This window comes from Streptomyces sp. NPDC092952 (assembly GCF_044754785.1).
GTDB lineage: Bacteria > Actinomycetota > Actinomycetes > Streptomycetales > Streptomycetaceae > Streptomyces.
Genome location: NZ_JBIVPT010000017.1, coordinates 78,141 through 98,767, shown reverse-complemented (window position 1 = coordinate 98,767; position 20,627 = coordinate 78,141). Strand labels below are relative to the sequence as shown.

The 20,627-nt window shown below is 69.4% G+C and carries 7 protein-coding genes; 5 read left to right on the top strand and 2 right to left on the bottom strand.

Going from position 1 to position 20,627, the window contains the following annotated elements:
* The first annotated feature begins 114 nt into the window (after window positions 1-114).
* The 5 genes from ACIQGQ_RS30010 (at window position 115) to ACIQGQ_RS29990 (ending at window position 4,352) form a co-directional block, all read left to right on the top strand.
* Complete coding sequence (locus ACIQGQ_RS30010) at window positions 115-768, top strand: ScbR family autoregulator-binding transcription factor (RefSeq protein WP_402401492.1); 654 nt, start codon at window positions 115-117, stop codon at window positions 766-768.
* A 153-nt stretch (window positions 769-921) separates the two neighbouring features.
* Window positions 922-1,455, top strand: coding sequence for a chloramphenicol phosphotransferase CPT (cpt, locus tag ACIQGQ_RS30005; RefSeq protein ID WP_402401489.1), 534 nt, complete (start codon window positions 922-924; stop codon window positions 1,453-1,455).
* 213 nt (window positions 1,456-1,668) lie between these two features.
* A complete protein-coding gene (locus tag ACIQGQ_RS30000; protein WP_402401486.1) occupies window positions 1,669-2,061 on the top strand; it encodes a VOC family protein in 393 nt (130 codons plus the stop codon).
* A 96-nt stretch (window positions 2,062-2,157) separates the two neighbouring features.
* Window positions 2,158-3,369: an NAD(P)/FAD-dependent oxidoreductase gene (locus ACIQGQ_RS29995; protein ID WP_402401483.1), complete on the top strand. Its 1,212-nt coding sequence runs from the start codon at window positions 2,158-2,160 to the stop codon at window positions 3,367-3,369.
* Between the two features lie 56 nt (window positions 3,370-3,425).
* On the top strand, window positions 3,426-4,352 hold the full coding sequence (locus ACIQGQ_RS29990; protein WP_402401481.1) for an RNA polymerase sigma-70 factor: 927 nt from the start codon (window positions 3,426-3,428) through the stop codon (window positions 4,350-4,352).
* Between the two features lie 81 nt (window positions 4,353-4,433).
* On the opposite strand, the gene ACIQGQ_RS29985 is transcribed toward ACIQGQ_RS29990, so the two are convergent.
* Window positions 4,434-6,017, bottom strand: coding sequence for a hypothetical protein (locus tag ACIQGQ_RS29985; protein WP_402401478.1), 1,584 nt, complete (start codon window positions 6,015-6,017; stop codon window positions 4,434-4,436).
* A 54-nt stretch (window positions 6,018-6,071) separates the two neighbouring features.
* Window positions 6,072-20,612: a hypothetical protein gene (locus tag ACIQGQ_RS29980; protein WP_402401475.1), complete on the bottom strand. Its 14,541-nt coding sequence runs from the start codon at window positions 20,610-20,612 to the stop codon at window positions 6,072-6,074.
* Window positions 20,613-20,627: the final 15 nt, after the last annotated feature.

Genomic DNA, 20,627 nt, shown 5'->3' with positions numbered 1-20,627 from the left:
CCGTACGCACAAAGACGAACGGAACATCCCTGAACGCAACCTGTAAGATACGAACCGGACGGTTTCTTCATCGCCCTCCCGACACCCCATCGCCCCGAGGAGGAAGGAGACAAAGTGGCTGAACAGCAACGCGCCATCCGGACTCGCCAGACCATTCTCACCGCAGCAGCCAAAATCTTCGAAGAGCGCGGTTACCAGGCGGCCACCATCTCCCAGATCCTCGCCGAGGCCGGAGTCACCAAAGGCGCCCTGTATTTCCACTTCCAGTCGAAGGAAGACCTCGCCCAGGGCGTTCTCTCCGAACAAGACCAACATGTCACCACCCCCAGCCGCACCTCCAAGGTCCAGGAGGTCGTCGACGCCGTCATGCTCCATGCCCACCGGCTCCAGACCGACCCCATGGTCCGCGCCGGCGTACGACTTTCCATGGACCAGTCAGCGCGCAACCTCGATCGCAGCGGCCCCTTTCTCCGCTGGGGCAATGTCGGCATCACCCTTCTCCAGCAGGCAAAGAGCCAGGGCGAACTTCTCCCGCATATCGACCCCGCCGAAACAGCCGACATCATCGTGGGTTCCTTCGCCGGTATCCAATCCATGTCCCAGGCCCTCTGCGAATACCGCGACCTCACCACACGGGTATCCGCCCTCATGCGCCACATACTCCCCAGCGCCGTCACCCCCGCCGTCCTCACCACGCTCGATCTCACCGAAGGCCGCGGAGCGGCCGTGCAGGCCGAAACCCTGGCAACACCGCAGCCCGTGCAGTGACGGCCCCGCCCCGGCATCGACAGCTCCGCTCCCATGCGGGGCAACAGCACACCGAGCAACGGATGTTGGACGTGTGACGGGGAGGGCTCGACGGAGTACGGCGATCCGCGGGGTTCCGGTCGGGCACCGGCAGGGTGCCGATACTGTGGCGCGATGACAGTCCACATGATCGTTCTCAACGGTGGTTCCAGCTCGGGGAAGTCCGGCATTGCCCGGTGTCTGCAAGCGTGTCTGCCGGATCCGTGGCTGGCGCTGGGGACGGACACACTGGTTGACGCCATGCCCGCGTCCATGCGGGCATCGGATGCCGGGATCGAGTTCGCTCCGGACGGGCAGGTGACCGTCGGACCGGAATTCCGGGCGCTGGAGGCGGCGTGGATCGAGGGTGTCGCCGCGATGGCGCGGGCGGGCGCCCGGATCGTCGTCGACGAGGTCTTCCTCGGCGGAGTGGACTCACAGAGGCGATGGCAGAAGGCCCTGGACGGACTGGACGTGCTGTGGGTCGGAGTCCGGTGCGACAGTGCGGTCGCCGCAGGCCGCGAGGTCGCCCGGGGTGATCGGATCGGCGGAATGGCGGCGTCCCAGGCGGACGTGGTCCACCGGGGCATGGTCTACGACCTGGAGGTGGACACCACGCATACCGAGTCGATGGAGTGCGCACGGGCCATCGCCACGCGCGTCGACTGACCGACCGGCTGCGGATATCCGGGCACATTCCCCTGGAATACCGCCAGGCTCGCACTGCTTCTCGAACCGTCGCAGCCGAAGGCGTATTCACCTCCGTCGAGCCCGATCGCCACGTGCCGTCGATGAGCCCAAGGATGAATCCCCGCATCTGATCGGCCGAAGTAACATGGGCGACCGTCCATCAATATCTCGACGCGAGAAGAGAGAATATCGATGAGAATTCATCTGACCAGTGTTTTCGTCGACGACCAGGCCCGTGCCCTGCGCTTCTACACCGAGATCCTCGGCTTCACGAAGAAGCACGACGTCCCCCTGGGCGGGACGGACCGGTGGCTGACCGTGGTCTCACCCGAGGACCCCGACGGCACCGAACTCCTCCTGGAACCCGCGGGACACCCGGCCGCCAGGACATACCGTGACGCGCTCGTGGCGGACGGCATCCCGCTCGCCCAGTTCGCCGTCGACGACGTACGCGCGGAGCACGAACGGCTGAGCGCCCTCGGTGTCCGCTTCGTTCAGGATCCGACCGAGATGGGGCCCGTCACCACCGCCGTCCTCGACGACACCTGCGGCAACCTGATCCAGATCGCGACACAGCCGCGCTGAAAGCCGCCCCGCTTCGTGATCCGCGTCACAGGGTGTCACAGGGGCCGGGCAGCCGGTGTCTTGAGGCCGAGACCCTGAGGATCCGGAGGAGACACCATGGCTCAGCACATCGAGGTGGTCGTGATCGGCGGCGGATACGCCGGTGTCATGGCGGCCAATCGGCTGACGAAGCAGGACGGCGTGACCGTGACGCTGATCAACCCCCGCCCGCGGTTCGTCCATCGGGTCCGTCTGCACGAGTGGGTGGGCGGCACCGGGGACGCGGTCGTCGACTACGGGGAGGTCCTCGGCGAGCGGGTCCGCGTCGTGACCGACACCGTGTCCCGGATCGACGCGGCCGGGCGCGGCGTGGCACTGGCGAGCGGGGGCACGGTCGGCTACGACTATCTGGTCTACGCGGTGGGCAGCGGGAGCGCCTTGCCGCAGGTGCCCGGCGCCGCCGAGTTCGGCCACCCGCTCGCCACCATGGAGGAGGCCGACCGGCTGCGGACCGCCCTGGACGCCGCGCCCGCGACGGCCGGGGTGACGGTGGTCGGGGCCGGCCCGACCGGTATCGAGATCGCCGCCGAACTGGCGGGGACGGGGCGGGGCGTGACCCTGCTCTGTGGCGGTCCGCTCGGCCCGTACCTGCATCCGCGGGGCCGGCGTTCGGTCGCCGGGCGGCTGGCCGGGCTCGGGGTGACCGTGCTCGACGGCCCGGGCAGTCGGGTGACGGAGGTGTTCCGGGACGGGGTCCGGCTCGCCGACGGCCGATGGATCCCGGGTGGGGTGACCGTCTGGACCGCCGGATTCGGCGTGCCCGACCTGGCCGTACGCAGCGGACTGAGCACCGACGCCGAGGGCCGGCTGCTGACGGACGAGACGTTGACGAGCGTGGACGACCCGCGCATCGTCGGGGCGGGCGACTCCGCGGCACCGTCGGACGTGGCACTGCGCATGAGCTGCCAGGCGGCGATCCCCCTGGGGGCGCGGGCCGCCGACACGGTGCTGAGCCGGATCGCGGGTGAGCGGCCTGCGCCGCTCGTCCAGGCGTTCGCCGCCCAGTGCGTCAGCCTGGGGCGCGACGACGGCATCTTCCAGTTCGCGCGCCGGGACGATGTCGCGCTGTGGCTGCACCTGGCAGGCCGCTCCGGGGCGAAGGTCAAGAAGATCGTGTGCGAGGGCATCATCAAGCATCTGGCCGGGGAGGCGGAGAAGCCCGGTTCGTACCGGCTGCACCGCATGCCGGGCAACGCCAGGCATCGTCAGCTGCTCCGCGCCGGGAACGACGGGATGCCGTCGCGGCGCACGGCTGAGCGGGCCTCCTGAGCTGTTTGCCCGCGCTCATGTGTCCACGGAACAGCACAGGAGGAAAGGGAGTTGACGTGAATTCGCGCGCAGAGGACACAGAGGCGGACGGCGGGCGGATCGCCGATCCGGCCACCGATACGTTCGTCGCCCATCGCCCTCTGCTCTTCACCGTCGCGTACGAGATGCTCGGCTCGGCCGCCGACGCCGAGGACGTGCTCCAGGAGACCTGGCTGCGATGGGTCGAGGTCGATCTGTCCCGGGTGCTCGACCACCGTGCCTTCCTCGTGCGGATCACGACCCGGCAGGCCCTGAACCGGCTGCGCGCCATGAAGCGCCGGAGGGAGACGTACGTCGGCCCCTGGCTGCCGGAGCCGTTGGCCACGACGCCGGACGTGGCCCAGGCGGCCGAGTTGGCCGAGAGCGTGTCGATGGCGATGATGCTCGTCCTCGAAACGCTGTCGCCGACCGAGCGTGCCGTCTTCGTGCTGCGTGAGGTCTTCGACGTTGGGTACGAGGACATCGCGGCCGCCGTCGGCAAGAACGCCGCGGCCGTACGCCAGATCGCGCACCGGGCCCGGAAGCACGTCGATGCGCGCCGTCCCCGCAAGGCGGTCTCCGCGACGGAGACCCGGACGGCCCTGGAATCGTTCCAGCGAGTGCTGGAGACCGGGGATCTCCAGGGTCTGCTCGACGTCCTCGCACCCGAGGTCGTGCTGGTGGGCGATGGCGGGGGAATCAGGCGGGCCGCGCGGCGGCCCACCGTCGGGGCCGACAAGGTGGCCCGTTTCATGATCGGGGCGCTCGGCAAGAACGACGTTCCGCCGAGTTTCGCCCCCACCTCGGTCAACGGCAGTCCGGCGCTGCTCGTCCGGCGGGGCGACGAGATCGACGGCGTACTGGCGGCCCATGTGTCGGACGGCCGCATCACCGGTCTCTACTACGTCCGCAATCCCGAGAAACTGCACCGCGTGGAGTCCGAGACGCCGCTCACCCTGCGGTAGGCGGTAGGCGGTGGCCTGCGGTACGCGGGACACGCGCCGGGGCCCGGGTCAGGCCCGGGTCCCGGCGCGTATGCCGGACGGTCAGCTGCAGCTCGCGTAGATGGCGTCCGCGGCGTGGTGTGCGTCCGTCGGGCCCTTGTTGTTCCAGTCCTTGCCCCGGTCGTGCAGCACCACCGACACCCGCCCGCCATTTATCTTCACGCTCGGGGCAGCGACCCACTGGCCCTGGTGGCCGACCTGGTTGACGGTGAAGCTCGCCAGCTGTGCGCCGGAGGCGCTGCTTCCGGCATGGATGGTGTAGTAGGACGGGGCTCCGCCGACATGCCGGATGTCACCGGATCCGGGGACGTGCACACTGATGCGGCAGGTACCCGAGGTGACGGCACCGGTGTTGAACGACCAGGTGGCGTAGTTGCCCGCGTCGCTGTTGTCCCCGGACATCGGGACGGAGCGGTACCGGCCGGTGCAGCCGTTGGACGCGTACCCGCCGACGGCCGTCGTCCACAGGTCGTCGTCGTTGGCGACCCTGGACGAGCCGTGCTCGGTGTAGGAGACCCCGGGGCCCGAGCAGTGCGGTCCCGCGTAGCCGGAGAACTTCTGCGTGGTGGCGGACTTGGCGGTGGTGTCCGTCGCCTTTCCTCCGGTGCTGGAGGACGACGAGGAGGACGAGGTACCGGACCCGGATGTGGCGGGGGCCTTGCTCTTCTCGCCGGAGGACGGCTTGTCGTCGGCCCGGACCTTTCCACCGGCGTCGGCGACGGAGTCGTTCACCGGGCCGTCCGGCATCTTCCCGGAGGCGTCCTTCCTGCCGGCCGGTGCGGTGTTTCCGGAGGTCTTGCCGCCGGGGGCCTTTCCGCCGTCCTGCTCGGCGCTGGGCACGTAGCCGTCCGGCGAGGTGCTCGGGCCGTCGTATCCGGCGGCCGCGGCCCGCTCCTTGCCGTCCTTCGGGTCGTCGCCCGACGTGGCGCTGATGATGAACGGGGCGGCGAGCAGGACCACACCGCCGATCGCGGCGGCCGCGACCATGGGGCGGGATATCCGGTTCGGGTTGCCCGGCACTCCCGCGGCCTCCGCGTCCGCACCGCCGTCGCCCGAGCCGCCGGCCGCGGCGGCCGTGGCGGCACGTCCGCCGCGCAGCCAGGAGAAGCGGCCGTTGGACGCCGTGGCCGGAGCGGCGGCCGTGGTCGCGGTGGCGGTGACCGTGGCCGCGGGCGCGGCGGACTCCTCGGTGGTCGCAGCCGTGCCAGTGGTTTCCGTGGCTCCGGCGGGCGACTCGGTGCGGGGCTCGGTGCGGGGCTCGGTGGCGGGCCCCGTCCCCGCCGCCGCTGCTCCGGCTTCCGCCTCTGCCTTCGGCGCTTCGGCCGTACCGCTGCCGCGCAGCGCGGAGGCGACGCCCTCGGCCGTCTCCCCCTCCGACGCGGCCCCGGCTCCGGTGCCGGCCTCCTCCGTCACCGCGACCGCCGTCTCCCCCTCGGCGCCGGCCTCGGATTCGGCTCCGGAGGTCTTCTCCGGGGCGGTCTGCGGTTCCTCCGGATCCACGCCGATCACGCCGCTGTTGACGGACGCCGTGGCGCGGGGCCGTGCCGCCGTCGGGGCGCCGGTCTCCTCCGGTCCGGCCCCGTCGGCGCCGTCGGGGGTACCGCCCTGCGTCTGGGTGACTGCCACTGCTGCCTCTCCTCGTTGCTCTTGTCGCTGCGTACTGATGTGGGGTGTGCCGGGTCAGTCGTCGAGTCCGAGCTCCTCCATGAGGCGCTCGATCTCCTCGACGAAGGTCTCGCCTTCCTCCGGGGCCCGCTGTCCGTGCACCGTTTCCAGGAATCCCGACTTGCCGCCGGGGCGGATGAGGTCGATCGCACGCGCGAACTCCTCGCGCTCCGTCCACAGGTCGTAGTCGGACTCGGAGTCGGCGAGCAGGTCCCCCAGGAAGTCCTCCTGGGCCGTCTCCGCCGATTCGTCCGGGTGCTTGCTCAGGTAGTCGCGCCAGTATCCGCCGATGCGCTGGAGTTCGATCTCCATGACCGCCAGTTGTCCCGCGACGACGCTGATCCTCTCCAGTGCCTCCAGGGACGGGACCGTCGCGGGACCGTCGTCCGTACGGTGCTCACTGAGCCACTCGGCCAGGTCGAAACGCGGGTTCACCTCGGCCTCGCCGATCGCCGCGAAGACCTCCAGCGGCGTCGCCCCGAGGCCCGCGCCTGCCGCCGCGTAGGTGAGGAAGACAGCGGTGGTCGCCGTTCTGGTGTTGCCGTCGGTGAAGTACTGACTCGACTTGATGTCCGAGGCGATGCGTGCGGCCCGTTCGTCCAGGTCGGTGACGGCCCCGGCCCGGTCGATCATGCTCCGGAAGGCGGAGAGCCTCGTCTCCCGTGCCACGGGTGTGGACCCCTGGAACAGTTCCGCGTCGGCCAGTCCGGTCCGGTCGCCCGCACCGGCGCTGCTGAGCTGTTTGGCCAGGGCCAGCAGGGTGTCGGGCAGTGCCCCTTCCTGTCCGGGGCGCGGCTCGGTCACGGGCGGGCCGTTCGGCGCGGAGGCGTGGTGCGCCATGGCGTTCTGTTCCTGTGGTTCCTGCGACGTCGGAGGGGCCGTCGTGGCACCGCGCGGCTCCGTTCCTTCGTGCTCGGTCCACTTCCGTACCGCCGCCGGCCCCTTCTCCCGGTCGCCGTCGAGCAGCGCCGCCAGGTCGGTGTCCTCGTCCCGGTGTTGTTCGACGTAGTCCCAGAACGCCGTGACGTTCTCCTTCGTCACCGACAGGCCCTGGAACCAGGACAGTTCGCGAGGGCCGAGTCGGAGCTCGCCGAGGTGCACGCGCACCGCCTCGGCGACGGGGAACGGGTCGGCTCCGCTCCAGAGCGTGTCCCGGAAGTTCCGCCCGTCGGCCAGGACGAGCTCCGCCATCCTGGGCAGGAGGTGGGGGTCGATGTTGAGGACGTCGGCGACCTGGAGCAGCGTCATGCCGGGCATCGGTGCCAACCCCACGGGATGTTTCAGCTCGGCGCCGGCCCGCGAGGCGGCGAGGTACCGCTGTTCCAGGTGCGTGGCCATCGGGAAGGAGCCGGTCTCCCTGCCCGGACCGTCGATGAAGGCGTTGGCGTGCATCACCGACATCCCGAGCCTTGAGACCATCAGGGCGAGCGGGCGGGGGTCCGAGCCGTCGGGGAGTCGGTCGGCCGGGCTCTGCCGCCCGATCCGCCACAGCGCCACGGCGCGTGTCAGGTCCTCGAAGGTGCCGAGCGCGGGGGCTCCGGAGCGCCGGAGCCACTCGAGGAAGCCGTCCCTCGCGCTCCATTGCCCCGACAGGAAGCCGACCTGGACCGCCATTTCGTCGAAGCTGCTGGCCCACTTCTCGAAGAAGAGGTCACTCGCGGTCTCCTGCGGGGTCCGGCCGTTCTTCCACACCTCCAGGTTGTCGAGGGGGACCAGATTCGGGTCGCTGATCAGCGCGGTGTTCATCACCATTTCCAGCCGGCGCGGATGGACACCCAGCGCGAGCGCCTTCGTCACCACGTCCCGGGGCACCGGCCGCTGCTCGCGCTGCTGCCATGCGATGTCGAGCCCGCTGCCGGGTCCCGCTTCGATCAGTTCGGGCAGGGTGTGCCCGTAGTACTGCAGATGGGCGGCGAGGTCCCACCAGTGCTCGGCGCCGATTCCGAACGCGGTCATCCGCTCCGTCAGGGACTTCGCGTCCTCGGCACCCAGGCTCTCGGACATCAGCCGCAGTTCCCGGACGACGGCGTGCGGGTCCCCGAGGCCGCGCAGGAGCGACCCCGCACTCGACAGGTCCTGGGGGCCCAGCCCCAGTTCCGTGCCGAGAACGGCAAGGTGCCCGGGGTGGACACCCATGTCGGCCGCCGCCTGCGCCAAGCTCTCGTCGGGCTGCCACAACGGCTCCGTTCCGGTGCCCTCGTGGGTTTGGATCGTGTAGTCGGCGATCTTCCACTGTCCGTCGTCGCCGAGCTCGTGGCGGATCTCCAGGCGGACGCCCGGCTCGGGAAACGCCTCCGTCACCAGCGTGTCCGCGCTCGACCGCCCCTCCACGGGACGGCCGTGCGAGGAGTACTGGAGTGCGGCCAGCCGTACGCGGTCCGGCGTCCAGTCGCGTCGCAGACTCTCGGGGACGGTCAGGCCGTCTCCGGCGCCCGCGTGGAACAGTCGGCCGGTGGCATCGACCAGTTGCCGCTCGCTGTGTGCGCGGTCGGCGTGCGGTGCCAGCTTCTGGGCGGTGTGCAGCTGTACGAGTGCGTCGGCGCCGGGCTCGTGGGTCAGGGCGTCCGGCCCGTATCGGTCGATTACCGCGGTGAGGTGGGCGCGCCAGGCCTGTTCGTCGACCGTCGCGCGAGGTCCGGTCCACTGGTCCGCGGTGAGGTTGCGCGGGGCGGACAGGGTCATCATGTCGTACCCGGGGCCGAGCAGGGAGCGGACGTCCCGCATCCCGGGTTCCGCCCTGTTGAACAGGTCCGTGTCGGCACTGTGTTCCGGTCCGTCGCCGGTGCCGGGCACCGGGGCGCTCTCCCCGACATCGATGACGACGCTGGTCAGGCCGAGACCGGGGAGGGAGCCGACCATCAGCGAGGTGCCCCGCAGTGACTCGGCCTTCATGCTCGCGCTGTCCTCGGGCGACAGATGCAGGACGCGGTGGAGAGTGGTCTCCTGTTCGCCGTTCTCGTACAGCCTGCGGTCCATCCGGTAGTGGGCGCCGTCGGCGGTGTGGAACTCGATGCCTTCCGCGAGGGCCAGCACCGAGTGGCTTCCCTCCGACGCCTGCTTCAGCTGGCCCCAGGAGGGCCGCACCCACTGGTGCCGGCCGTCGAGGACCTGCCCGTGCACCGGCACGCTCCAGGAGGAGCCGTGCCAGAGGTAGCCACCGGTCGGCAGCATCGTGAAGTCGCCGGATTCAAGGGCGTTCCTGTGGGCCGCCTCGATGGCGTAGTTCAGGTCGTAGCCGGTCCAGCCGTCCGGGAAGAGGGTGTTGAGGCCGCTCACTCCGTCGGCCACGGCGACGGCCGGCCCCGGGGAGGTCAGGTGGGACCTGATCTTCTGGTGCGGCGGCTGCTGGGTGAGATCGAGGGCGTACGCGGCGCCTCGGCGGGCTCCGCCCCGGGACGTCTCGTCGGTGAACAGGTCGTAGGTCACGGCCTTTCTGGACGGAGGTGTGTCGTCGTTCCGTTCGATCTCGGAGCGGGGACGCACATGGCCGCCGGTGTGGTTGAGCCGGTCACCGATCTCCAGGAAGTCCCACATCTGGTTGGTGGGGACCGGGGTCCCGGTCTCGGTGAAAGGCCTCGGCTTCGGCTCGAAGGCCGGATCGGCGAGCGGGCGGGGAGCCAGATCGCCCTGCCATTCCGACGGTTCGAAGTGGGTGATGGTGCCGTCGGGGCGCGCGTGGCCACGGATCCGTACCCCGTGGTGGACGCCCTCGAACGCGCCGTCCGGGCCGATGTTCCCGTACCGCAGCTGGTCGCGGTGGACGTGGACGGCTGCTTCGGTGACCTCCTCCAGCGACCAGTGGTCGGGGAACATCATGTGGGGCCCGTTGTCGGGTCCGCCTCCGGACGCGCGGTAGGTGCCGTTGGGGTTGATGTCCCCGATCGGCTCGGGGCGTACGCGGCCGGCGTTGCCGGTGGGCGCCAGGTGACCGGCCTTGCCGGTGGACCGATTGCCCCGCACGGCCTCTTCGGCGACATTCAACGGCAGCTTGGAGATCAGCCCGTCGTGCGGGGCGGCCGGGTGTCCGGAGCTCTTCCAGGTCTTCTCGATCACCGATCCGAGCAGGCTCAGGTCGCGGGGCATCATCCGCTGGTTGTGGAGTCTTCCGGTCTGCGGCTGGAGCGAGCCCACCGGGACGTTCCCGAAGGCGTCGCCGAACACCGGACCGCCCATCAGGGCCCGGTCGGTGTAGACCGGACGCAGGAGGTTCGCGTGCTCCCGGTAGTAGTCCCACGGGCCGAGGAGGTGGGTCATCTCATGGGCGAACACGGAGAGGTGGTCGCTGGGCAGCTTCCAGCTCCGGGCCTCCATGCGGCCGCCGGGCCCGTAGGCGAGGTCGACGAGGTGGATGCCGTCCTGAGGGCTCTTCAGCACTCCGTTCGGCCAGCGCTCCACGGGTACGTCGGCATCGGTGAACTCCACCGAGACATGGAGCAGATCGCCGTTGGAGAGCCGGTAGCGCGGGGCGTTGAGGTACTGGTCGAGAGCGGTCTGGGCGACCTTCCTGGCGGCTTCGGCGAGATGCTCCTGACCGGGCTCGTGGAGCAGCTTGACGGGGAGGACGATGTCGGACCGGATGTCCCCGTTGGGGAGTTCCACCCGCTCCACCCGGAAGGTCCGCAGCGCATTGGGGCCGAGGTAGTTGAGCAACCGGTACTCCCCTTCGCTCGGGGGCCGGATGTCGATGGTGCCGAGGGACCTCCCCGCCGCGGTGTCGTTCCCGCGCCAGGTCTCGACGTAGGCCGCCGCCTCCTCGGTGGGCAGTTCGCGCCAGCCTCGGATCGCCGCGTGCGGTGTGGCTCCGAGCAGCCGCTGGTGGGCGAGGTAGCGGGCGAAGGAACCGAGTTCCTCGGTCCCGATGGGGTCGGTCTTCGTGTGTCCGGCCCCCTCCATGGTGAGCATGGTGAGGTCGGCCGTGCCGAAGCCGTGGTGTGCGAGATCGGTCCGGAAGGAGTCAGCGGTCGCCTGGATGCCGTCGGGTGCCCCGGCGTGCTGGGCGAAACGGCGGCCGAGCATCTTCCCGAACGGTCGCAGCGCGGTGGCATCGGTGCCCAGCGCGTCCGCCAACGCGTCGACTCCGTGGAGACCGGCGTCGTTTCCGATCGTGTCGGCGAGCTCCACGGCGTCCGCGAGGGTCCCCTCGGCAAGGTGGTGGGCGACGCTCTCACGGAACCGCGTTGTCGTGCCCGCGGCCTCGGCCGCCTGGCCGAGCCGGAGAAGCGCGTGTACGTCGGCGGGGAGGTCCCGGAGGCCGTAGCGGGTTTCGAGGTTCCAGCGTGCGACCGCGTCCCGCAGTTGCTCGTCGGTGATGAGCGCCAGGTGTTGCACGTCCCCGTTCTCCTCGGACCAGCGGCGGAACGCGGCGAGCGGTGATTCGTCGGGCGTCGCAGTGACGGGCGTCGCGGTGTCCGGTGCGGTGTCGGGCGTCGCAGTGTCCGGTGCGGTGACGGCGAGGTGGTGCATCGTGGCCGCGAGCCGTTCGGCGTCCTGCTGGTCCCGGAGCTCCGCGATGGCGTCGGGGTGGGTGGCGAACCACTCGACGAGGTGGGCGGCTTCGGTGACGGTGGGCTGCGGTGTGCCCTTCTGGGTCGCTTCCACGAGGCCGGAGACGTCGTGGAGTTCATGGACGCGCAGCAGCCGTTCCAGGTGGTCCGGGGACATTCCCCAGAACGCGTGCGCGGCGCGCAGGACCGAGAGCGGCGGCGTGTGGACGGGCCGGCCGAGCCAGTCGACGACCGCTTCGCGGATGCGGGCCGCGCCGCCGGATGCGGCGAGTGCGGACAACGAGGAGCCGTTGCGGGCCAGGTGGCCGTCGAAGGCGTACCAGTCCGCGCGGGAGATGCTCAGGCTCTTCAGATTCTGGTCGAGGTCGGTCGCCGCCTTCTCCGTGAGTCCCAACTGCGAAGCCAGATGATCGAGTTCCGCGTCGCGTTCGGGGGTTTCGGAGGAGCTGGTTCCGGAGGAGCTGAGGGCCTCGAAGATGTTCTGGGAGAGGGTGCTGTCACCGAGTGAGCCGGTGGTCTCCTTCGTCTCGGTGGACCCGTGAACCGGGACGGAGCTCTCCGGCGGGGGCTGGATCCGAGCCTTGGTCTCCGCCTGGGGATCCGTCTGGGTCTGCTGCGGGATCTCCGGTTTCGTGAGCTCGGGGGCCGTCTCCCCCGGTACGCCCTCCTGGATCGTCTCGTCAGGCATGGTGAGGGTCACGTTCCGGTCGACGTGCCGGTACTTCCCGTCCTTCAGGTGCAGCAGGACGCCTTCCTTCACGTCCTCGGGCCTCGCCTCACCACCGTTCGGCATGAAGGTGTGCAGCCTCGTGCCGTTCGCCACGGTCACCGGTACCTTCCACAGGGCCGCCGCCAGTGCCGGGTAGTAGTCCGCGGTGCCATGGCCGGTCAGCGTCCCGCGGTCCTTCTCCCGGTCCTCACCGTCGCCTTCCCGTTCGGCCGAGCGCGAGGTGAGTTCCCGGCGCTGCTGCTCCGTCAGCGCGTCCTTCATCGGCGGTACGGCTCCGCGGTCCCGGAACTCCTTGCCGGCCATGCTCGTCGGATCGTCGACGAGCGCGTCCAGTCCGGCCGCGCGTACGTCGGCCTCGCCGAACGCGTCCGTGAGGTCGGGCAGCATCCATTTCGCCAGGTCCGAGAAGTGATCGTTCGTGGGCGTCCCGCCGTTCCCGGCCGTGTTGTCCGCCTCGGCTCGCAGTTTCTCGGCCAGAACGTGGCGGAGATCCATGCCGTTGCCCTGCGGGAGGTTCGCCTTCCCGCTCTGGCTGTACCCCTCCGCCAGCGCGTTGAAGAACCCGTTGCCGTCGTTCTCGACGTCCGTCAGCGGGTGGGTCGTGCCGGCGATCGTGATGGCGGTCGGGGTTCCGTCCTCGCTTGTGACTTCCTTGAAGTCGGCCTCGGCCTTCGGCTTGCCGTGGTCGTGGCGGACGTCCTCCTTGAACGTGATGGGCTCCGCGGCCGTGGAATTCGGGGTGCGGAACATCGGGTCGGTGAGGTTGCGGAGGCGCATGTACTCGTCACCGGCCTCGGCGACCTTCTTCTTCAGCGCCTCCAGGCGATCCAGCGCCTCGGTCTCCAGCTTCTCCAGGCGCGCCTTCTCCGTCCGCCGCGCCGACGCCTCGGCTTCCGGCTCCTCCGGGCGCGCCGATGCCTCGGCGTCCAGCACCGCCAGGCGATCCGACACCTCGGCCTTCAGCTCTCTCGTCCTGCGGCGCTGCTCCCAGTACTCCTTGTAGTTGGCCTCCCACGCCTCCTCGGCCTGCTTCATCGCCTTGGCCGCGTTCTTCTCGTCCTCGGTCAGCTCGTGCAGCCCCAGTTCCCTGACCCGCTCGTCGCTCAGCCACACGAGTACGGTCGCCTCCGTCGTCCCGGACTGCAGCGGGCTCGACGGGAGGTGCATGACGTTGTTCTTGACGTGGTGCTGGGAGCCTGCGGCCAGGTGGAAGGTGGCGGGGACCGCGTAGAGGTGTCCATGCCCGGCGGGAGGTTTGAGGTTCTGCCGGGACTGCTCGGCCTGACCGAGCTTGTGCGTCTCGCCGCTGGCGTTGCTGACGCCGACGACAGGGATGCCGGGTGCGGTGGTGACACCGTTCTTGGCCACGGTCTCGGTGGTGCCGGGGCCTCCTGCGGAGTTCGTGCTGGTGGTGTCGGAGCGCTCGCCGCCCGTGCCGGAGCCGGTGAGGTCGTCGAACCGTATATGGCTGGTGACGGCGAGGCGGCGCACCTTCGGGGACGTGAAGTCGAGGTGTGTGGCGACCGCGAGTGTGGTGTCGACGCCACCGACGATGCTGTTGTTGCTGACGGTAACGGTGTGCTGACCGTTCTGGGCATGCCCCGAGGAGAGCGCAGCGGTGAGCGATATGTCGTTCAGCGCGACGTCGAGCGCGTCGGCCCCGGACTTTCCGGGCTTCACCGTGTCGCTGGCACGGATGCGCCTGTCGCCCTTGTCGCCCTTGCCTTCCTTGTGGTCCTCGTTGTCATTGTAGGTGCTCCGGTCGTCGCTGCGGGACCTGGCGACGAGCAGTTTGCCGAGCTTCTGCACCTGTTCGGCGCCGATGACCTCGTGGATGTGGAGTCCTCCGTCGCCCTTGCGGGCCGACGGGGCGTTCTTGTCCACGGTCTCTTCCAGGATCTCGGTGAAGCCCTTGCCCTTCTCCGGCTTCGCCACCGCTATACCGGGGGCCGGCCGCAGGCTCGTGCTCCGCGGCGTGCCGCTCCCGGCCTTCGGCTCCAGGAAGAGGTACGACTCCGACGTGGTGACGGTGGCTTTCCACTTCACCGGTTCGATGACATGGGAGCCGTCGGAGTAGGTGACGGTGACGACGGTCTCCCACTCGTTCTCCATCACCGCCTTGGCCCCGGGAAGGGTGGTGACCTGGGTGACCACCCCGGAGGTGGAGTCCGTCGCGGAGTGGGTGTCGCCGAGGCCGCCTCCGCCCGCTCCGTTGAGACCGCCGGCGCCACCCGGGCCGCGTACCGTCTCGCCGCCGTTAACGGAGTGCGCGTTGGACGTCGTCGTCGACTGCGCAACGTCCTGGGCGGTGTTGCGCCCGGCCCCGAACTCGTGGTCGGCGAACAGGGTGTCGACGACCTTGGGAGGGGCGAGGCGCCGGTGCTGGACGTTGATCGTCACGTCCTTGCCCAGGATGTTCAGCTTCTTGACGTGGGTCAGCGCGGACGTGCGGCCGCGGGAGATCAGAGGGTCGCCGCTCTGGATGGCCGACCGTCCGGAGCGGGCGGACACCATGCCGCTGACCGTGTGCAGGGTCTGCTCGGCCACACCGGCCTTCCGCAGCTCCTTCTTGAGCTTCTTCACCTGGTCGGCGTCCTGCGGGGCGTTGTGCGCGAAATCGCCTCGCTTCGCGTCGCCGAAGCCCTCACGGTCCTGCCACTCCACGTTCCCGGGGGCGCCCTCGGGGCCCTCGCCCAGGTCGTCCTTGATGAGTCCGGCCTTCACGGCGTCGCTCTCCCGCATCAGCCCGATCCAGCCGCCCGGCTTGCGGATCACATGCGTCTCGGCGTCCCGGGTACTCCCGAACGGCCGGCCGAAGAGGCCCAGGGGTTTGTGGTGGGCCGCTACCCGGTAGTCGGTGTCGGCGACGACCATGACCCAACGGTCGCTGCCCAGCACCTGGTTGAGGTCACGCATGGAGGTGACGGACGAGCTGGTGCCCCAGCTCCGGATCTTCTGCAGCCAGTTGTTGGACATACCGCCCTGGCCGCTGAAGTTCACATCGCCGACCCCCTGCAGTGCGCCACCCGCTCCGCTGGTTCCGAAGCTGCCGCCCGCGGCTCCGCCCTTGTTGAAGCCGAACGCCTGCTCCAGAGCGGTGTTCGTCTCGGGCGACGCGGTGAACGACTCGCCCACGACTTTCAGGTTGTGCCGGGTGCCGGCGACCGAGAGCGATTCCTCCCCCGCGGACAGCGTTCCCTTGTCGTGCAGATTCGCGACGGTGTGGCCGCCCGGCGAGAACACCTGGTCGGAGAGGGCGGTGAAGGAGTGCTGTCCGAAGATCCGGCGGACCCGTTCCGACATGAACGCGCCCGCATCGGTCAGCCGCCAGGCGTTCCCGGAGGTCTCCTTGATGAGATCGTTCACCCGGCCGAAGAGCGTCTGGTCGGACCGGGCCGCGAGGGTGACGGTGGTGAGCCCCTTGGAGGAGATCTGGTCCGCCTTCTGTGCCTCGTTCACCGACAGCACTGACGATTCGGTTCTTCCGGCGATCAGATCCTGGTCGGCCATCGGCATCTCACCGGTCTTCGAGAGGCCGTCCGGCACCCCGAAGGTGAAGGCGATCGGGTGCGGGGTGAGGAACACGGATCTGCTCCCGTCCTCCCGCGTCTCACCGATGCCGCCCAGCCCGCTCTTCTGGTGGAGCCACTTCACCGCCGGGAACTTCGAGGCGTCGCCGTACCGCGCCAGTGCCCGCCAGCCGCCCAGCGTGACCGCCTGGATCAACGGTTGCGGGAAGGACGAGCGCTGCAGCTCGAAGGTCAGGTTGCCGCTGAAGTCGTAGTAGTCGGTGCCCGTACCGGGCGCGAACAGATCCTCGCGGGTGGCCGTCGCCCCGGACTTCGTCTGCCGCGTGGACCGGTACATGCCGCGCGCGTTGACGCCGCCGGAGCCGGTGCCCACAGGTGCGCCGAACGCGTCCTTCTCGTTCCGGAAGGCCGTGAACGTAGCCTCCGCGCCGCCGCTCGTGGTGTGCGTGACCTGCTGCGCGGTGTCGAGCCGCTCCCCTCCTCCGAACGCCTGGGTCGTGGTGCGGCGGGCGCTGCCGACGTACGTGGGCTGGTCGAGATCGGCCCGGATCGTCAGGGTGTAGCCGCGCTCCCGGGTGAACGACGAGCCGCGCAGCTGCACCCGGATCCCCTCCTGGGCAGCCGCCTGGTGCATGCGCTGTTCCATCCCCTGTTTGGCGACCGCGACCATCAGGGAACGGGTGTTCGACACCGCGATGACGGAGGCCCCGCCGCGACGGAAGATCCGGTTGAACCAGCTGCGCTGCCTGTCGGCGTTCTTCACCTCGTCCCGGGTGGCGAGGGGAAGGGTCGGATCCTCCTTCCTCAGGTCGTCGATGAGGGAATCGACCAGCTTCATCTCCCCCTCGCGGGGGTCCTTCTCCAGTGTGTTCCCGGCGTTGGGGGGCTGCTCCTCGGCGTTCGTGCCCGGGACGGCCTCGTTCTGGTCGTCCTCGCTCCGGGTGTTGTCGTTCGGGTGGCTCCCGTTCGAGTCGTCCTGATTCGACGCGCTCCGGTCCAGTGGGGCCTGGTCCGACGTCTCCGTGCCGAATCTGATCCTGCCGGGCCGCCCGGGGCCGAGCATGGTCACCTTGCCGTCGCCGCTGTTCCCGGCGTTCCAGTAGGCGGGCTTCTTCGGCTCGTTCTCGCCGACGCGCAGCTGTTCCTGGTTGTCCCAGCCGGCCAGCCGCTGGGCCTCGCCGACCGGCATCCGCACCAGGCTGCCGACGGTGAACTTCTTGGTCCTGCCGTCCGGCGTCTCCACCGTGACGTCCGACTCACGCATCACGAGTACGGTGCGGGCGTCCTTCGGGGATCGCTCGGCGTTCTTGGCTCCGGCGGTGCCGCCGAAGTTGGCCGTGTTGGTGGAGGAGTGGTTGTAGCCCACGACGCCACCCGCCTGGGCCCGCGGAAAGGCGAACGCCTCGGAGTATCCGGTGGGGTCGGTCGTCCCGCCCGCGAACGCCGAGATGTCGAGGGTGTGGGTCCTGGTGGTGCTGCTCTCGTTCTTCTCGCCGAACTGGTTGGTGTCCCGCAGTTCGAAGTCGGTCGCGGAGTCGATCACCCAGTGGCGTTTGGGCTTCGGGGTCCCGATGGTGACGGTGCCGGCCGCCGAGCCGTCCTTGTTGTGCAGACGCAGCGGAGGCACGGGGTCCCGGCCGTCGATCTGGGTGAAGTGCTCGGCGGAGAAGTGGTTGACGACGGCCTTGTAGTTGTCGCTGCCGATCGCCGAGTCGGTGTGCTGGAGTACCCAGTCGGTCATCGGGTCGAGGTTGAAGTACGACTCGGTGTGCTCGATGTCCGCCCGCTCGCCGTTCTTCGTCTCGAACTTGAGCGGCACCCGGTCCTTGCGCGGATCGGGTCGTTCGCTGGTGGTGTGCGACTCGGGAACCTGGACCGTGAGGCCCTTCGAGACGGTGTGCCTGATGGGCTCCGGGGCGACGGAGGTGTTCCCGCCGGCGTCGGAACCAGGGGTGGGAATGTCATGGAGGGACAGCTCGTACGTCACGTTCGTGGTCAGCTTGACGGAAGGGCCGTGGCTGCGGGTCTCCCGCTGGGAGAGCTGCTGGGTGTTGAGGTTGGAGTCCCGGCTCGTCCCCAGCGCGGGCGCGACCGTCACCTTGCCCGTTGCTCCGCCGCCCGTGACCGCGGCGGTGATCGCGGCCTGGACGGTGCTGGAATCGGAGACGGAGTAGCCCTCGGTCTGCTGGTTGCGCGCGATGCTGTCCAGCTTGCCGGCGTCCTCGGGGGTGCCTTCCCAGCCGTTCCGGTCCGGGACCGCCTTGACGCGCAGTTCCCGTGTCCGGCCGCCTTCCGTGACGACGAAGCGGCGGCCGTCGCCGAGGAAGGTGTTCGCCTGATGCGCCAGGGCGGAGGAGAGCTCCGACGGGTCCTTCAAGGTCACCTTGGCCGTGTCGGCCAGCTCGCCGGCGAGCTTCCTGGCGTCCCTGTCGTGGGTGAGCTGGACGACGTGATGCCCCCCGACCGCACCCGTGAAGGGGGTTTGCTCACCGTCCTCGGCGTAGGTGGAGACGTCGTCGAGGAAGCCGGGGATCTTCAGGGTCTTGCTGTTGCCCTCGGAGTCGGTTATCTCAACGGTCGGAGTGGCGGTGGTGTCGTCCGTTCCGGAGACCTGCTGGGTGCTCTCCTGGACCTGTTCGTCCAGGTCCTCGGTCCGCTCGTTCTCGATCCTGACGGTGGTGTCGTCGCCGGTGACGACCTCGGTCCGGTCGATTCCGGCGACGTTGTCCTCGTTGTTGACGGGCGCGCCGTCGATGTCGTCGGACGCCGTCGTGGTCGGATCCGTCGACACCATCAGGTTCTGCATCACGGCGGCGTGCTGCTCGATGACCTCGTCCGACTGTGTCGGGATGGGGTTCACCGCGCTGTAGTGCGGCACGCTGTTGGCGTCGGGGCCGAGTGGGTTCGACTCCGTACGGCGCTGGGTGTGCTGTCCCGGCGGGGGCGTACCCGCGTTGTTCGTGGCCACGGTGGGGGTGGTGCTCGGTGACTGGTTCAGCACCTGTGTGACCGTCCGGGACGTCCCCGGCTGGTTCGCCGTATTCGTCGGAGTCGTTGGAGTCGTCGTGGAGGGCGACTCGGTGACCTTCGTCGCCGAGGTGTCGGTCGGTGTCTGCGTCACGACCGGGGCGACGGGCGGGATCGCGGACTGCTGCTCCTGCTTCTCCTCGAACTCCTCGGCCTTGCTCTCCGGGTCGGCCTTCGCCACGGGGCCGTCGTCCGAAGTGGAGGTCACCAGGTCACCCGCGGTCGGCACGGGCGGTACAGCGGTGTCGTTCGGCACGGCCGCAGGCGGGGAACCGTTGCCCGCCCCGTTCAGCCCGAGTTCCGCCGGGATGCCGATGGGGGTCTCGAACTTGCTCTGGATGCCCTTGATCAAGTTGGCGAACGCGGAGTTGGACGGGGCGAGCAGCGGGTGCACGACGGTGTGCCGCATCACATGGCTGAACATGGTCGGCGCGACGCCGGAGACGAACGTCTGCCAGCTCGTGGTGAACTCGCCCTGCGTCATCGAGTTGTACGTGCCCTCGGCGAGGTTCTGCGCACCCGCGTCGATGAACGTCGACGTCCCGTACACGCCCGCCGCGTAGCCGAACTTCTGCGTCCGGGTCAGTACCTCGGACATCTCCTTCGCGCTGAGCGAGGTGGACAGATCCTTGGTGATGGTGTGCGACAGCACGTTCAGTGCGGCGTCGTCGACCTGGGCGCCGCCGTTCTTCGCCAGGGTCTTGGCGGCCGCCGCCAGATCCTTGGCGATGTTGCCGGACACCACGTCGGAGGCGGCACCCGGCGCCCAGTGCTTGTTGAGCGAGCTCGCCCATGCCTTGCCGAGGCTGCGGGCCGCGTCGCCCTGGAGGTTGTGGAAGCCGTACTTCGCGAAAGCGTTGCCCACCTTGTCGACGAAGCTGTCGGTGACCGCCTTCCCGGCGCTCTTGTTCAGACTCTTGGCCAGCTCGCTCTCGGTCCCGCCGAGGATGCTGCCCAGCGAGGTCGCCAGCCCCTTGCTCGCACCCGCCTTCGCGCCCGTCTTGACGCCCAGGTCGTCGAGGTGTTTGCCGATCTGCGACCCGAGCCACTTGGCTGCGTCGCTGCCGATCGCGTTGCCGATCTTCTTGCCGAGCGCACCGCCGATCGGGCTGAAGACGCCGCCGAACAAGCCCTGCAACGCGCCGAACCCGAGAGCGCTCTTCGTCGCGTCCAGGTCCCATTCGGTGCGGTTGCCCATGCCCTTCTGGATCAGCTGGATGGCGACGTCCATCGCCTCGCCGATCACCACACTCATGGCGGTGTGGATCATGATGCTCTTGATCAGGGCCTTGATGATCTGCTGGGCCACGATCCGGAGGGTGATCTCCGCGGCGACGGTGTTGGCATGCGCGGCCGCGTTCAGGCCGGGAATCCAGCTCACCGCCGCCTCGAACGCCATTTCGGCCATCAGCTGGATGACCTGGCCCAGGATCATCCACTTCGAGTACTCGGCCTGGTTGGCGGTGTCCCGGGCGATCTTGGCGAGGTTCTTGGCCTGATCGGCGCAGGCCATCAGGATCGATGCGTCGCCACCACCCGACAGGTACTGGGCATACTTCTGGAACTCCTCCGCGCTCTGCCCGGAGAAGCTCTCACCGACATAGTTCTGGACGGCGACGAGATACGTCTGCAGGTCCTTGAAGTCGTCGATCAGCTTGTCGTAGTAGCCGGCGGCCTCGCGCAGCAGGTCCTCGTTGATGGAGGGCCACTTCTCGCCCGAGAAGACCATGAGCAGCGTCTGCGCCTCGGGCGACGGGGTCAGCACGGGCAGCCCGCCCGT